The 14,317-nt window shown below is 44.3% G+C and carries 12 protein-coding genes; 5 read left to right on the top strand and 7 right to left on the bottom strand.

The genetic code is table 11. The features are described 5' to 3' along the window. The first annotated feature begins 289 nt into the window (after positions 1–289). The 4 genes from malE (L4D74_RS23800) (at position 290) to L4D74_RS23785 (ending at position 5,411) form a co-directional block, all read left to right on the top strand. Complete coding sequence (gene malE / locus L4D74_RS23800; RefSeq protein WP_428754893.1) at positions 290–1,471, top strand: maltose/maltodextrin ABC transporter substrate-binding protein MalE; 1,182 nt, start codon at positions 290–292, stop codon at positions 1,469–1,471. A 100-nt stretch (positions 1,472–1,571) separates the two neighbouring features. Beyond that, on the top strand, positions 1,572–3,143 hold the full coding sequence (gene malF / locus L4D74_RS23795) for a maltose ABC transporter permease MalF (RefSeq protein WP_428754892.1): 1,572 nt from the start codon (positions 1,572–1,574) through the stop codon (positions 3,141–3,143). A gap of 11 nt (positions 3,144–3,154) precedes the next feature. Then, a complete protein-coding gene (gene malG, locus L4D74_RS23790; protein WP_265674107.1) occupies positions 3,155–4,045 on the top strand; it encodes a maltose ABC transporter permease MalG in 891 nt (296 codons plus the stop codon). Between the two features lie 442 nt (positions 4,046–4,487). Next, positions 4,488–5,411: a cation efflux transmembrane domain-containing protein gene (locus L4D74_RS23785; RefSeq protein WP_428754891.1), complete on the top strand. Its 924-nt coding sequence runs from the start codon at positions 4,488–4,490 to the stop codon at positions 5,409–5,411. On the opposite strand, the gene L4D74_RS23780 is transcribed toward L4D74_RS23785, so the two are convergent. Beyond that, positions 5,389–5,652 carry a hypothetical protein gene (locus L4D74_RS23780; RefSeq protein ID WP_428754890.1) on the bottom strand — a complete coding sequence of 88 codons (264 nt, stop codon included), beginning with the start codon at positions 5,650–5,652 and terminating at the stop codon, positions 5,389–5,391. The genes L4D74_RS23785 and L4D74_RS23780 overlap by 23 nt on opposite strands. An 88-nt stretch (positions 5,653–5,740) precedes the next feature. Next, on the bottom strand, positions 5,741–6,655 hold the full coding sequence (locus L4D74_RS23775) for a LysR family transcriptional regulator (RefSeq protein WP_428754889.1): 915 nt from the start codon (positions 6,653–6,655) through the stop codon (positions 5,741–5,743). Positions 6,656–6,787: 132 nt separating this feature from the next. Here L4D74_RS23775 and L4D74_RS23770 point away from each other — a divergent pair, with 132 nt between their 5' ends. After that, positions 6,788–8,431, top strand: coding sequence for a glycoside hydrolase family 13 protein (locus L4D74_RS23770; RefSeq protein ID WP_428754888.1), 1,644 nt, complete (start codon positions 6,788–6,790; stop codon positions 8,429–8,431). 156 nt (positions 8,432–8,587) lie between these two features. On the opposite strand, the gene L4D74_RS25195 is transcribed toward L4D74_RS23770, so the two are convergent. From L4D74_RS25195 to L4D74_RS23750, 5 genes are all read right to left on the bottom strand, one after another. Then, on the bottom strand, positions 8,588–8,728 hold the full coding sequence (locus L4D74_RS25195) for a hypothetical protein (protein WP_489686471.1): 141 nt from the start codon (positions 8,726–8,728) through the stop codon (positions 8,588–8,590). A 477-nt stretch (positions 8,729–9,205) separates the two neighbouring features. After that, positions 9,206–10,381, bottom strand: coding sequence for a maltose/maltodextrin ABC transporter substrate-binding protein MalE (gene malE / locus L4D74_RS23765; RefSeq protein WP_428754887.1), 1,176 nt, complete (start codon positions 10,379–10,381; stop codon positions 9,206–9,208). Between the two features lie 208 nt (positions 10,382–10,589). After that, positions 10,590–12,368: an alpha-amylase family protein gene (locus L4D74_RS23760; RefSeq protein WP_428754886.1), complete on the bottom strand. Its 1,779-nt coding sequence runs from the start codon at positions 12,366–12,368 to the stop codon at positions 10,590–10,592. 278 nt (positions 12,369–12,646) lie between these two features. Continuing rightward, positions 12,647–13,132: an acyl-CoA thioesterase gene (locus L4D74_RS23755; RefSeq protein WP_265674099.1), complete on the bottom strand. Its 486-nt coding sequence runs from the start codon at positions 13,130–13,132 to the stop codon at positions 12,647–12,649. A 264-nt stretch (positions 13,133–13,396) separates the two neighbouring features. Then, complete coding sequence (locus tag L4D74_RS23750) at positions 13,397–14,305, bottom strand: DMT family transporter (protein WP_428754885.1); 909 nt, start codon at positions 14,303–14,305, stop codon at positions 13,397–13,399. Between the last annotated feature and the right edge of the window lie 12 nt (positions 14,306–14,317).

Raw genomic sequence — 14,317 nt, 5'->3', positions numbered from 1 at the left:
GAGTAGTAGGGGAGTAGGGGGCTGGGGAGGAGATTCTCTTGATGAGATCTAGTTCAAAAAAATCGCCGTCACAATAGTGAAATGAGTCGCAAAAGGAGAATGTTTTGTGATGTTGATCTATAGTCGTGGCCGATAGAGATCACGGAAACCATTGCAACTAGATAGGGCGTAGTGATTAGGATGATGAGACCTTGCTGTATTTTTCGGATGATACTCGTCGAAATTAAGGAAATCCTCTGGACGACCCTCTGGATAACCCTGCTATCAAAACTATAAAAAGGATATACACATGAAAAAAGCCCTTAGTACTGTAGCACTAGGCACACTGGTTGCTCTTGGTTCTTTTGGTGCAAATGCTGCTATCGAAGAAGGACAACTCACTATTTGGATTAATGGTGATAAAGGCTATAACGGACTTGCAGAGGTAGGTAAAAAGTTCGAAGAAGATACGGGTATCAAAGTAACAGTTGCTCACCCAGACGGTCTAGAGAGTCGTTTCCCACAAGTTGCCGCGACTGGTGATGGTCCAGACATCATTTTTTGGGCTCACGACCGTTTCGGTGAATACGCGGATGCTGGTCTTCTAGCAGAAGTTAAACCTTCTAAAGAAACCAAAGAGGGTATCGTTGGTTTTGCATGGGATGCGGTTCAATATAACGGAAAAACGATTGGTTATCCTATTGCGATTGAATCTCTGTCTCTCATTTATAACAAAGACTTAGTGCCTAACCCTCCGAAAACATGGGAAGAAGTTGAAGCACTAAATACTAAGCTGGCTAAAGAAGGCAAGTCAGCGATCATGTGGAACCTAAAAGAACCCTACTTCACATGGCCACTAATGGCTGCAGATGGCGGTTATGCGTTTAAGTACACAGGTACTGGCTATGATGTTAAAGATGCAGGCATTGCACAAGACGGCGTCAAAGACGCGCTGACTTTTGTTAAATCATTGGTCGAAAAAGGTGTGATTTCTGCGGATATGGACTACTCAGTATCTGAGTCAGCATTTAACCAAGGTCAGACAGCAATGACCATCAATGGTCCTTGGTCTTGGGCTAACGTTGAAAAGTCAGGCATCAACTATGGTGTAGCAACACTGCCTAAATTTAACGGTCAAGCATCAAAACCTTTCGTAGGCGTATTGACAGCTGGTATTAGCACGGCGTCACCTAACCGCGACTTAGCGGTAGAGTTCCTAGAAAACTACTTACTAACTAACGATGGTCTACGTGAAGTGAACAACGACAAGCCACTAGGTGCGGTTGCTCTAACTTCTTTCCAAAAAGAACTTGATTCTGATGCGCGCATTGCGGCCACAATGGATAACGCAATGAACGGCGAAATCATGCCAAACGTGCCACAAATGAGTGCATTTTGGGCATCGGCTAAAAACGCGATCGTTAATGTTGTCGATGGTCGTCAGACTGTCAATGAAGCGGTTGTAGACGCTGAAAAACAAATGACTAAGTAACTGAATTCACGGTTATATGGTTAATTAGTACTACCCTTTTAAGGAGGGGGTAACCCCTCCTTCATTTCTATTTTTTGATTTATCGCTAGCAGGTCCTTTTATGCAGTCAGTTCAAGGTACAGATGCCATGTCAGCGCCAGCCAATGATACGCCGAGCAGTAAAAAAGTATTCCTTAAATGGGGAGCTCTGGGTTCGATCGGTATCCTCAATGGTTACGCCACTATTCTCATGTATTCGCGCGGAGAGCTTGCTTTTGCATTGCTTACTGTGATTCTCACCGCTCTGGCACTTTACATCTTTGGCAGTAAGAAAACATACGCACATCGTTATATCTATCCTGGTATAGCGGGCATGATTTTGTTCATTATTTTTCCTTTAGCGTATACCGTTGGACTCGCTTTCACGAACTACAGTGCCAAAAACCAACTTTCATTAGAACGCACACAGAGTGTATTAACGCAGCGCACTTTTCAAAGTGGTGATAGTTATTCTTTCGACCTGCATAAGACAGAGAATGGGCATATCATTTATGTCAAAGATGGCGAGCAGCTATTGGCTACGCCTGAATTTGATATGGCTAACCCAGCCGCAGAGTACGACCTGACACTTTCCGAAGGAAAAACAGGTGATAAAGAGGCGATTAAAGCGATTATTCAGAGCCGAGGCATACTCAATACCTTAGATTTGAATATGCCAAGTGGTGAAGACATTCGTATGAGTGGATTACGTAAGTTTGCTTCTGTTCAGCCACTGTACTCTCATATCGAAGGTTCCACGGATCTTCTGAATAATAAAACCGGCGAAATTTTTAGAGCCAACATGGAAGTCGGCTTTTATCAACCTATCGATGCAAATGGTGAGTTTACTGGCAGCACAGTGTCGCCTGGTTTCGTGGTTGATATTGGTACCCATAACTTTGAACGGGTCTGGAAAGACGATGGCATCAAAGAGCCATTCATCAGCATCTTTATATGGACAGTCGTATTCTCGGTACTGACAGTGGTGCTGACACTGATCATTGGTCTTATTCTTGCGAGTGTTGTGCAGTGGGAAGAGCTAAAAGGCCGTGCAATCTATCGAGTCTTACTGATTTTACCTTACGCAGTACCAGCGTTTATCTCAATTCTGATTTTTAAGGGTTTGTTTAACCAAAGTTTTGGTGAGATTAACATGGTGCTTGAGTCTATATTCGGTATTAGCCCGAATTGGTTCTCAGACCCTATTTTAGCGAAATCCATGGTGCTGATAGTGAACACCTGGCTAGGCTTCCCTTACATGATGATTCTGTGTATGGGGCTGCTTAAGGCGATTCCAGAGGACCTATATGAAGCTTCGGCCATTGATGGCGCGGGTTTCTTACATAACTTTACTCGTATTACCGTACCCTTGATGATTAAGCCGCTTACGCCGCTACTGATTGCAAGTTTTGCTTTTAACTTCAATAACTTTGTAATGATTCAATTGTTGACACAAGGTGGTCCGAACATGATAGGTACCTCCGAGCCCGCAGGTTATACCGACCTATTGGTGAGCTATACCTACCGTATTGCTTTTGAAGGTTCAGGTGGTCAAGACTTTGGTCTGGCGAGTGCGATTGCAACACTGATTTTCCTACTGGTTGGCGGATTAGCGCTACTCAACCTACGTTTCACTAAATTGTCTCAAGACTAAGGAATAGAACAATGGCAATGGTACAAGGTAAGTCTTTAAAATACCGTGTATGGGCAACGCATATTGCGCTTTGGGTATTCCTGTCCATGATTATCTTCCCTTTGTTGATGGTAATAGCAATTTCGTTCCGTGAAGGTAACTTTGCATCAGGTAGTTTGATTCCAGATAATCCGTCGCTTGAGCACTGGAAACTGGCGTTGGGTATTGCGGTTGAAAATGCCGATGGTTCGGTAACACCACCGCCATTCCCTGTGTTGTTGTGGCTTTGGAACTCAATCAAAGTCGCAGGTATCACCTCTATTCTGATTGTTGCTCTGTCGACGACATCGGCTTACGCATTTGCGCGTATGCGTTTTTCTGGCAAGAACACCATCTTGAAAGCGATGATGATCTTCCAAATGTTCCCTGCCGTGTTAGCACTGGTAGCGCTTTATGCTCTGTTTGATAAGTTGGGGCAGTATATTCCGTTCCTTGGCTTGAACACGCATGGTGGTTTAATCTTCTCTTACTTGGGCGGTATTGCATTGCATGTATGGACGATTAAAGGTTACTTCGAGACCATAGACAACTCACTAGAAGAAGCGGCTGCATTGGATGGTGCGACACCTTGGCAAGCGTTTAAACTGGTACTATTGCCATTGTCTGTGCCAATTCTCGCGGTGGTGTTCATCTTGTCATTTATCGGGGTTGTCGGTGAAGTACCTGTAGCGTCATTACTACTTTCTGATGTAAACTCGTACACATTAGCGGTAGGTATGCAGCAGTACTTGTATCCTCAGAACTATCTGTGGGGCGACTTTGCAGCAGCAGCGGTATTGTCAGCATTACCTATCACAATCGTATTCTTGCTTGCACAACGCTGGTTAGTAGGGGGACTTACTTCCGGTGGTGTTAAAGGATAATAACGATAAAGGGTGGTCGCAAGGCTGCCCCTTTCGCTCTGCTTAACGTCACATTGGTTTGGCCGCCGACTAGTTAAGCAAGCACACTGGTGTTACGCGTAGCTGGCTGTTACCAGGATTCCTTACTATCACTATTAACAGTTTTTGTAACCAATGCCTGAGCTTGCTCAGGCATTTTTCTATCTTACGATGACCTTGTCCTTTCCTGCTATTTTACCTTGTATACATTTTCTTCCATCTAACGGTACCGATGACTTACGATGTTGTGAGCTATTGTTATTATTAATAATTGTTGTAGAGAAAAGCAGCAAACAGTTTGAGCTGTCATAGGAAGTTGTAATTTCATGTGTTATAAGTTTGGATAGTACTTATCCTTTGTTAATCCTATATAATCTAACAATATAAAGGATAAACAACGTTTATCTGTGAAAGGGAATACCAGATGATTAAAATTGATGAATCCAAAGCGTTAATCGGCTCGGCAATTGGTGCGGGTGTGCTGGCGCTTTGGGGAGGAGTAATGGCATTGGTCTCTGGATCGAGCGCTATTCTCTTAGATGCTTCTTTTAACTTACTGTCAGCGGTTGTTTCCTTTGCCTCTTTGCGTATCGCGCAACTCGCTCAGTCAGGCACTTCCCGACATTATCCAATTGGCTACTACGCGTTTGAGCCGCTCATTGTGGTGATAAAGGGAATTACGATTTTGATTTTGATTGCTTTCGCAGTCGGCAGCAATATCCCTGTGTTGCTTGCGGGTGGGCGAGAGCCAGCGATAACATTGATGGCGATTTATGTCTTTCCTGCCGTCGCGATTTGCGCCTTTATGTACTGGGTGTGTCACGTTGGATATAACCAGTCGAGATCGGACATACTGAAAGCGGAAAAGAACGCGTGGTTTATTAATGGGGTCATCTCAGGGGCAATTGGCGTGGCACTAGTGCTGGTCTTACTGCTTCAAGGAACGGCGCTGGGCTTTATCGATCGTTATATTGATCAAATCTTGGTTGTGCTGTTCAGCTTGGCCTTTATTGGCGACCCTATTAAGCTGATTAAAAATGGTATGCGCGAGCTAACACTGGCTACGCCTCCAATAGAACATACTAAGCCTATTTATCGTGGTTTACGTGGCCTTGCGCAAGAATATGAAATTGAGCTAGTCGATATATTTATCGCCAAGCTTGGTCGAAAAACGTGGGTGAGTATTTATGTTGATCCGAAAAGAGAATCGATGACATTTAAGAGTTATGAGCGTTTTGTCGAAGATGTGAAGCAAAAAATTGATAAGCCTTATACGACAACGGATGTAGACGTGATCCTCAGGCGATCTCCGTCGTCGATAGAGGCTAAAGATTCAGTTCTCGGCTAGAAGGCGCACACCCAACGTATTGGAGCAAGACATATAGGCTTTCTTGCTCTAAGGCAACTTTTTGGAATAAATCGGCAAATACACCGTCGCCACCAAAACAGGTTTGAATATAGTGGTTGATTTCATCGCGACGGTAGCCTTCCACATACATTGTTCTTACCCATTGATATTCAACAGCTTTTAAGTCGTTGAGCGTGGTCTCACTTAGGGTAATTTCATTTAGGGTCAAGGCAGTCTCCATTGAATTAACACATTAAAACTATGGCGATTACATCAAACTTTAATGAAAGAAAAATGACAGATTAGTGACCTTACCAAGTTCTGACAATTTAGCGCAGGCTTTGAGCGTGTTGCCTTAAACTTGCACAAAAGCGTTCAATACTGGCTTTTGGTTCGCCCATCTTAGTATAAATCCCAATATTGCCCACCTTACTGCAGTCCGTGCTAATTTGCACTAAGCCTTGAGATGCCAGCCATTCATGAGCATGGTGGCTGTAGGGCATGACGGCCGGAGTTATTTTTAACATATCAATACTCGCAGCAACAGAGTCAACGTCATAGATAATGCGCTCCTCCAACGCTCTGTCATGAGGTAAGCCGTGAGCCAATATTGATTGGTGTCGGGGATGACTTGGCGTAACCCGAAGTAGGGGGTATTGGTGAATGTTATCGATTTTAGATTCACTATGTACTACGCCAGTTTGTACGATAGGGTGCTGAGCGCCCACATATATTGATTCATAATCTTGGAACAATGGTTCGAATGACACACGGCAATGTTCAGATAGCTCCAATACTTCATGACCTACTAATAAATCTATATCACCCTGAACAAGATGATTGAGTAGAGTCAGGTTGTTTCCAAATTCTAAATGGAAAGAGCTAGCGGGGTTTTGCTGTTGATAGTCCACAACGGTTGGCTTAACGACATTTTCCCACCACACCTCACCGGTGCCAATTTTGATTTTGCCAAATTGGCGTTGTTGCATGTCGTTGAACTGATGTTTTAGCGCAAAGTACTGTTCTTGTTGCTCCTGAGCATAGGCTCGAAACTTGATGCCATAAGCGGTTAGCTCAACCCCTTTTGATAGCCGATTGAAAAGTGGCGCCCCTAATTCTGATTCTAATTTCTTTATTGCAGAGGTAAGAGAGGGCTGGCTTAGGTAGAGCTCATCGGAAGCTCGTTTGATGTTGCCATGCTTTGCCACTGCTAGAAAATACTTGATTGATTTGTTGAGCGCCATTGCGTCACCTATAAAGAAATACTTACTTGTGATATATGTAAAATCTATATGATTATACGTAGATTCTATTTTATTTCCCAGCGTTCTCTGATTACAGTAAAGGAAAATTTAGGTAATGATTAAGGGCTAGTAATGGAACAAAAGTGGTGGCATAACTCGGTGGTGTATCAAATTTACCCAAGAAGCTTTTGTGACTCCAATGGTGACGGTATTGGAGACTTGAATGGCATTCGGTCAAAACTGGATTACTTGGCAGAGTTAGGTATTGATGTTATTTGGCTTTCACCTGTTTATCAGTCTCCTATGGATGATAATGGTTACGATATTTCAGACTATCAAGCGATAGCGCCAGAGTTTGGCAGCATGGAAGATATGGAAGCGCTTTTGAGTGAGGCGAAATCACGTGGTATCAGAATCGTGATGGATCTCGTCGTTAATCATACCTCCGATGAACACGAGTGGTTTAAAAAAGCCTGTGAGTCGAAAGACTCTGCTTATCGTGATTACTACGTGTGGAGAGATGCAAAAGAAGATGGCAGCGCACCTAGTGACATGGGGTCGATTTTTGGTGGCAGTGCCTGGCAATGGCATGAGGAAACACAGCAGTATTATTTGCACATGTTCTCCCAAAAACAGCCCGATCTAAATTGGGAAAACCCGCAAGTTCATCAAGAAGTGCATAACATGATGAACTGGTGGATTGACAAAGGGATTGGCGGTTTTCGCCTCGATGTCATTGATTTAATAGGTAAGGAAATTGATAAAGGGATCACGGGCAATGGCCCAAGGTTACACCCACTTCTACACGCGATGAATCAAGCAACATTTGGCAGTCACGATTTGCTCACCGTGGGAGAAACTTGGGACGCCACACCAGAGATAGCCAAGCTTTATAGTGATCAACAACGTGAAGAACTCTCGATGGTGTTCCAATTTGAACATATCACGCTGACTTGGAATCAAGGTGATAAATGGTCGCCGTTACCTCTAGATCTGCCTACATTCAAGCAAGTGCTCACTAAGTGGCAATTAGAGCTTGGGGGTACCGGGTGGAACTCTCTTTTTTGGAACAACCATGATTTGCCGCGAGCCGTCTCGAAATACGGTCATGATGGTGAGTATCGATTGAAATCGGCACAAATGCTTGCCACAGTTCTTCATTGCCTTAAAGGGACGCCTTATGTGTATCAGGGCGAAGAGATTGGCATGACGAACGTCAAGTTCGATCGCCTTGAGCAATATAAAGATATTGAGTCTTTGAACTTCTATAAAGTGAAAACTGATGCCGGAGTCTCTCATCAAGACATGATGACGGCGTTGGGCGAGAATAGCCGTGATAATGCGCGAACGCCAATGCAGTGGAACGCTAACCCGCAGGCGGGATTTACAACAGGTACACCATGGATTGAGGTTAACTCGAACTATCGTGACATCAATGTAGAGTCTGATCGAAGCAGTAAAGTGTCGATTTACCGACATTACCAGACGCTGATTAAGATGCGTCGCGACCACGAGGTGTTCGTGTATGGCGATTTTATCCCTTTGTTTGCTGATAATCAGTATGTGTTTGCTTACTTACGCCAGAATGATGACCAGACAGTACTGGTGGTAGCGAATTTCTCTGCCGAATCAGTGACGTTAGATTTGTCTTCTGAGCCAAAACTCCAAGGGTTGAATCCAGGAGTGCTCCTTAGCCATAACCACGCGGTCTCCCTGAACATGTTGGGCACGATGACATTAAACGCTTACGATTGTTTTGCTATTACGTTGGATTAACGAACCACATTAGTCTCGATGCTACTAGCACCGATACTGCTAGCACCGATAGTTAGCACCGACAGCACTCACTCCAATAATCTTAGCCACAAAACGAAAAGGAGCCATGTTAGACATGACTCCTTTTTTATTGACCTCTGAATGTAATTTTGTCCGCTAATATGGATAATCTTTATCAGTCTCGATTTCGGTTTCTGCTTCGAATTCATGAAGGTTAGGGGCGTATGAGCAATCACCTATTTGATGTCTTGGGCAAATTGCCTCGGCATCTCGCGTGATCATTGGTGTGCTACACATTGGGCAAGTACGATCCATATTGGGCCTCTCATATTCCATTAATCCATCCATTTAGGGCGTATTGTTCACAGAGTTCACGTCACCGCGAACGTTTGCTTTCATCCCGTTTTGAGATACCCCAGCACTGTTTGAACAACGCTTAAATTTATAGGAAAGATCAACGTAAAGATCAAACGGCAGATTGTAAGCAAGTACGACGATGTGATCAGTTGCGTATAAATACAATCTCGTATTAGCTCAACATCGCATTATTGTCATGGGTTGCCTCAAATGACATCTAATTGTCACTATCGCGATTTGTTAGCGACATAATCCATCGGATTATTGAGCAAGTAGGAAAGCTGAAGTTGTAATTAACTCGCTGACTATATTGAATTTATTTTTTTAAGTGGCTTTATTGATGTGCTATGCGTTGAGTGACCAGCTGTCAATGAAAGACAGCTGGTCGCGGCTTAATGAAGCCGTATGTGGTAGGGGTTAACGGAGAATTTGTTTTTCAGCAGACGCTAGCGCTTCCTGAACGGTTTGTTTCTCGTTGAGCGCATTCTCAATGGCTGCGCCTTCAGAAATCCAATAAGTCATCATTTGTGGAATAGCGGGCATGATCTCACCATTTTCTGCATTGATCATTGTCGATTTAATTCGAGTATCGGCTTCGAGTTCGTTTTGGTAGGATTTCAACGTTACTGCACCCAGTGGTTTATCACGGTTAACGGTTTGCAGTGCCTCATTGGTAAACAGGTAGTTCTCAATGAACTCAACGGCAAGATCTTCATTGGGACTTGCTGAGCTAATCCCTGCACTAAGAATACCAACAAATGGGTTTGATTTTTGTTTATCCAGTGTTGGGAAAGGCGCAACACCATAATTAATCCCTGTCTTGTCTAGGTTACCCCAAGACCAAGGTCCGTTAATCGTCATGGCGACATCGCCTTTAGCGAAAGCCGTTTCTGCATTGGCGTAGTCCATTCCGGGATCAACGATGCCTTGTTTTTTCATATCCAGTAGAAATGCTAAATTGTGTTGAGCTTGCYTATTATTCACCCCCAGATCGGAAGCGTCGTGACCCGACGGTGTTTTTTTGAATGAGTAACTACCAGCTGAAACCAGCGGCCAAGTGAAGTAGGCATTTTTGACATCCCACATAATGGTTTGTTTACCCAACTTTTGCATATCGGCGTGGATCTTTGGTAGCTGCTCCCAAGCTGTCGGCGGCTCTGGCAGTAGGTCTTTATTATAAATGAGTGACACAGATTCAATGGCCATTGGATAACCAATGAGTTTACCTTCATAGGTAACGGCATCCCAGCTGAAGGACACCAACTTGTCTTTGAAATCTTGGCTTGGTTTAATTTCTTTCAGCAGACCTGCTTCAGCATAGCCTCCAAAGCGGTCGTGTGCCCAGAAGATAATATCAGGGCCGTCACCCGTGGCAGCGACTTGCTGAAATCGCGATTCTAAAGATTCAGGAAACTGCACGCTGACTTTCACGCCCGTGTCTTCTTCAAATTGTCGTCCCACCTCAGCAAGGCCATTATAGCCTTTATCGCTGCCAATCCAGATGAGTAGTTCACCTTCAGAAATAGCGTAAGCCGGAGAAGCCAGTAACGTTGTTAATGATAATGCGGTCAAGGATGCCTTTAGTGTTCTCATTATTTTTACCCTAGTGTTGACGGTTAAACTGATTGTAGAGAAGAGCACATCAGGAAGAAAATAGAGAAAAACGATTATGTTATAGATTAAAGCTATTTCATGTTTGAGAGTGTGATACGAGTGCGAGATGAAATAAAGGGGTCATGTGAGAGGGTTAAGAAGCGATAGAAGCAAGCTCATCTATCGCTTTGAGTTTGACTTATAGTGGCTATATTTTCAGTAGGTATGAAGAGAGTGGTTTCAGCGTGAGATTGATGGTCGCGCCTTGCTCTGTGACAACGAGTTCAACGTTAGGTGTGTCATTAAGTAAATCATTCAACGGGTAGTGACCCGCTTTTAATGCCAGCTTACTAAAAGCCAGTTGGCTCAACTGGATGTATTGTGTGGTTTCATCGTCATGACTGAAATTCATTAGGCAAATAACCGTCTCAGACTGATGTTGACGAAAATAGCCATAGAGTTGACCTGCTAGTTCTCCATGCCGAGCGTCGTGTTCTATTTCTAACGAGGTCGTACTTCCTTGAAACGCTTTATGTTGCAGTACTACCTGCATAAGACGCTGATAGTAATTACGAAGTTGTCGTTCTTGCTCGGTTGATGCACCACCATCAAATGCGCCATTGTTCATCCAGCGTTGATGAGTAGGTACTCCGATATAATCGAAAATTGAGGTGCGTGAAGGCTGACCAAACCCAGCCTGTTCAGCTCCCGCTTCCCCTACCTCTTGACCGAAGTACAACATGGTTGGCGCATTGCTGATTGTCGCAGACAGCGTCATCGCAGGGATGGCGACAGTTGGGTCGCCAACAAATTCTGGAGAGGCAATGCGTTGCTCGTCATGGTTGTCAAGAAAGTGCAGCATATGGGATTGAATATCTTGCAGTTCACGTTGAATTCTTGCGATTTCTCTCGTGTGTCCTTTACCTTGCATGATGCTCTTGAGCGTATCGTAGAGATCAACTTTGTCATAAAGGGCATCCATTTTCCCCAGTTGAATATAGTCACGATAGAGGTGTGGTTGATAGACCTCGGCAACCAAAAACGCATCGGGTTTTTTGGTCTTGATGGATGAGTTCATATAGCTCCAAAACTCAATAGGCACCATTTCCGCCATATCGTAACGAAAGCCGTCAACCCCTTGCTCTAGCCAGTACAGCGCAATATCTCGAAACTTTACCCAAGAATCTGGGATGACTTTATCGCTCCAGAAAGCAAGGTGGTCGTTAGCGCTTTGATTTCGATAAAAGTCAGGCAGCGTAGCGAAGTCTTTTGTTCTATCTGGTCGTATGCCGTAATTGATTTTAACCGTTTCGTACCAATCATCGGCATTGGGCTTAGCCAGGCGAGATCCATTGCCTGTCCATTTGGCCGGGTGCTCGATAAATGGTCTCGATAAAGTAGGATGATCTTCGCCACCGAGCGGGCGCATAATCTCTGGGAGATCAGGCAGCTCAAAGGCTTGATTGGGCAGATAGTAGAAATTGTTATCACGTTGATATTCTAGGCTGTCATTATCGTTGTGACCAAAGTCGGTAACGCCTGGAGGGTTATTCATTCCTTGGTATTGTCGAGCCACATGATTGGGGACGATATCGATGATGACTTTGAGGCCCGCTTTATGTGTGCGCTGGATCAGCGCTTGGAATTCTTGATTTCGCTGTGCGGGGTTGTCGGCGAGGTCGGGGTTTACGGAATAGTAATCTTTAACCGCATAAGGGGATCCTGCACGACCTTTCACCACGGATGGATGATCGGGGCTAATTCCATAGTCACTATAATCATTGATGACAGCGTGGTGGGGGATACCGGTATACCAGACATGAGTCATGCCGAGATCTCGGATGGAGGCAAGGGCAACGTCGGTGATATCGCTGAATTTACCGACTCCGTTCTCTTCAATGCGGCCCCACGGTTGATTTGTGGTGTTCTTGTTACCAAATAATCGCGTGAATATTTGGTAAAGGTGGATCTTATTATGGTGATGCATAGGGCATAGTTCCTTTAACCGTTGTCTAAATACGATGTTTCTGATGCTTCGTTAAGCTAGGGATGGTTAATACTGCTGTAATAAGCATTGATATAGCTAAAACCTATAAGTTAAAGAAAAGTGTAGCTGAGTATTCGGTGGGGAAAATCATCCTTTTTTGGATAAGTAAGGGCGTAGATGGTCTCTATTTCGCTGTTTACGGAAGGTCGTGTTGCAGCTTCAATTTGTAGGAGAGCTGAAGCTGCATAAAGAGCACGAAATGCCGCTATTGCGGTAGGCTATTTTAAGTATTTAACGTGCGCTTCCATCTCGTCACCAATTTGTTTACGCATGTTCATCAGTTTAATCGCAGAATCTCTTAGCTCAATGTCTTCTTGTGTTTCTGGGATCCACTCTCGAACCGCGGTCGGTTTGCCGAGCTCATCTACCGCGACCATGATAACGATACAATGTGTCGTTAGACGGTTGTTTAGCTCTTTTGGATCGCTGGCTTGTACATCGATCGCAATATGCATGGATGATGTGCCGGTATAGATAACCCGCGCCGTGACTTCGACAAGGTTACCGACGTGAATTGGCGCGACAAAGCGAATTCCGCCAGCATATGCGGTAATACAATATTTGCCACTCCACGCTGCCGAGCAGGCATAAGCAGCCAAATCAATCCACTTCATTACGGCGCCGCCGTGTACTTTTCCGCCAAAGTTGACGTCTCCGGGCTCAGCAAGAAAGCGCAGAGTAATCTCTCGTTTGCCACTACTCATTATAAAATCCTTGTTATCATTGGGCAAAAATTGAGTATGACAAAAATGTTAACAACAAGCTATCGAGATATGACTCGAATATTTAATGAGTGCGCATTGCATCTTTTCTGAGTTGGAATCGTAAATGAGTGAGAGCTAAGTCCGTGGCTGGGTGTTAGCGATAGAAAGGTAGATACATAAAAGCCAACATGGAGATGTTGGCTTTGTTTGTGAGTGATAAAACGCTAGGTGCTAGGTGCTAGGTGCTAGGTGCTAGAGCAAACATCACTGCTTATCGATGGTTAGCTCACTATCCACAATGGTGGCAACGGGTTTACGACGTTTTATCTGCGATAAGATGACACCAGAAATTACCATTAAGCCACCAATTAGGTGGAACTCTGTAATCGTCTCACCTAGTAAAGAAGCGGCGAGGGCGACAGCAATTACCGGTAATAAGTTCATAAACATAGCACTGTTTTCGGCGCCAATTAAGTCAATGGCTTTCACCCAGCATAACGGTGCAATTAACGAGGCAAATAACCCCGCATAAGCGATGAGAGGCAACGATGCCTGAGTTGGCATAATATGTTCACTGCTGAGTAACAGCGGCAACAAAAGGATGACCGCGAAAACGGCTTGAGTGTATATCAACATCAAACTGGATAGATTCATTTTCCATCGTTTAAGCAGCACGCAGTAAGTCGCGTAAATGACGGCAGCCATCGCCATCAAACCATCGCCTTGTGTGATACCCTGATTGATGAAGAACGCCAGATCGCCTTGACCAAGCATAAAGGCTAAGCCCGCGAGAGAAATAACACCACCGACAACACTCAGCGTTGAGATTCGTTTGTGCAGTAATGGCACAGAGATAAACACACTAATGAGTGGAACCAATGAGGTAATTAGCGCCATATTTGACGCCGTTGTTGTCAATGCTGCGTAATAACCAAGTGATTGGTTAAGCACCATGCCTAGTAGGGCTAAGAATGCTAGCTTACCGCTATTTTTGCGGATCTCAGGCCAGTAACGTTTTACCTTAGGCAAGCAAAATGGCGTCATGATGAGGGCAGCAAGAAACCAGCGGTAAAAGCTCATTGCACTTGGTTCAATCGTTTCTGCAGCCAGTTTATTTATAATGGCATTCCCGCCCCAAATGAGTACGGTAATAAAAGGAAGTAAATAAACCACTGTGAACCTCGT

This window comes from Vibrio cionasavignyae, assembly GCF_050337155.1.
Lineage (GTDB): Bacteria > Pseudomonadota > Gammaproteobacteria > Enterobacterales > Vibrionaceae > Vibrio > Vibrio nomapromontoriensis.
This window is presented reverse-complemented; position numbering and strand designations above follow the sequence as displayed.